At 73.3% G+C, this 1018-nt stretch carries 1 protein-coding gene and 1 pseudogene; both read right to left on the reverse strand.

Annotated features, from left to right (window positions below; translation table 11 throughout):
• Positions 1-410 (reverse strand): annotated as a pseudogene (locus AB0M52_RS34165) (hypothetical protein); the annotation flags it as partial.
• A 177-nt stretch (positions 411-587) separates the two neighbouring features.
• The coding region (locus AB0M52_RS34170) for an alpha-L-rhamnosidase C-terminal domain-containing protein (RefSeq protein ID WP_363962045.1) at positions 588-1018 on the reverse strand (431 nt) is incomplete at its 5' end.

Raw genomic sequence — 1018 nt, forward strand, 5'->3', positions numbered from 1 at the left:
TCGAACCGGCCGGTCGCCGTCGGCGACTGCTGGCCGGTGCGGTCCCAGGTGCGCACCGACCACTCGTACGCGGCGCCGGAGCGCAGCGCCGGCCCGGCGTACCGGACGTACGACTGCTGTCCGGAGGCGACCTCGCCCGAGTCCCACACCAGGGCGCCGCCCGGTTCGGCGACGGTGATCCGGTACGCGGTCTGCACCTCGCCGGGGTCCCGGTCCCGCGGCAGCCAGCTGAACCGGGGTGGGCCCTCCACGTTCAGCGGGTGCTCCCGGTCGTCGACCGTCAGCCCCGTCGGGGTCTCCGGGGCGTGGCCTGGCGCGGCGGCCGCGCCGGAGGCGTTGACCAACAGGGCGGCGGCGAGCGTGGCGGTGGCGAGTGCGGCGGTCAGCGGGTGCGCGGGTCGTCGGGACACCTGACTCTCCTCATCGGGCGGCAGATGATCCACTCTCATGAATCGTTTCAGGGAAGTTACCGCGCGATGCCACGGAGATGAAGGCGTTGTGGTGGCCGGATCCGGCCAAGATTCCAGACAGGACAGCGGGCGGCCACTTCCAGGGTGACCGCCCGCTGTCTGTTCAGAACCCGCCCGTCAACCGCGGTTGTCGGAGCCGACGATCGTCCGGCCCGGCTCGACCTGGTCGACCACGAGCCGCCCGTCGGCGATCCGGTCGCGCGGCGCGCGGCCCTCGGACCGCACGTGCAGCGCACGGGCGTCGGCGACACCGAGCTGAGCCAGGTCGAGCTCGATGCGGCCGGTCACGTTGGCCGGCAGGTCGACGACCAGCCGGAACCCGTCACGGCGGTCGAGCGCCACCTCGATCGGCCCGCGGATCGTCGGGACCTTCGCCCGCAACCAGTCCAGCGGACCCGGCTGCGGGGCGATCAGCACCTCGCGGGCGCCGGGCGCGAGCGGCCTGACCCCGGCGACGAACCGGGGCACGACGTTGGCCGGCGCCGACCCCCAGGCGTGCGAGAATGTGGTGTTCGACTTGATCGACGGATCCCACGCCTCCATCACGA

It is taken from the genome of Micromonospora sp. NPDC051296, assembly GCF_040682255.1.
Classification (GTDB): domain Bacteria; phylum Actinomycetota; class Actinomycetes; order Mycobacteriales; family Micromonosporaceae; genus Micromonospora; species Micromonospora craterilacus.